Annotated in this window: 1 pseudogene; it reads right to left on the bottom strand. The window is 45.5% G+C overall.

The features are described from left to right. Positions 1-756: pseudogene (locus R7Q48_RS26905) on the bottom strand (tandem-95 repeat protein); the annotation flags it as partial.

Below are 756 nucleotides of genomic sequence, written 5' to 3'. Positions count from 1 at the left end.
CAGAGTTAAAGACGATTTGATCTAGGTCTTGTGCAGTGATTTCAAGGACAAAAACACCACTACCTTGATCAACAAATGTCGTTCCATCTGGGAGTGACAAGCTCGCACCATCTGGTACGTTTGAAATCTCAACCCTCAATGTTTCTGGATCATTCTCTTGATAATTTGCACCGTCGCCAATCGACTCTTTGTTATCCACCACCAGCGCATTCACGTTGATGGTAATGTCTTCGCCTTCGTTGCCTGAGACTTGGGTATCAGGGTTAACATCCACGTCGTCGCCAATCGGGTTAACGACTAACGTAAAGTTACTGTTTCGCTCGGTAGGCACTTTCAACAACTCTTCTTGAATGAAGACAGAGATACCGATTTCAACTTCACCACTAAAGTGTTTTGGCGGCTTAATTTGAATATCGCTCAAGTCGATGGAAGTTTGCGTCAAGTCTTTAACTTGAATGCTCCACTCGCCATTGCCTGCGTTTTTCACAATGTAATCGGATGAATTAGACTCAACAACAAAGTCATTCGGAATGCCAGTCAGCTTAAGTGAAACAAAGCTTTCAGAGCCATCATCGTCGGTCAGACTGATCGTAACGCCAGTACCTGACTGGTTGAGTGAAATCAACGTATCTTCATCACCCGTCACGACGATAGGCTGACTTGGATCGGTTCCCGTAATCACGATGTCATCCACGACAGGCGTGACTTCAAATGTCACGTCGTCGGTAAAGGTGCGTACATCTACGTTATCGCCCG

Source organism: Vibrio sp. 378, assembly GCF_033339435.1.
Note: the sequence above shows the minus strand (reverse complement) of the source record. Positions and strands in the feature narration are given on the sequence as shown.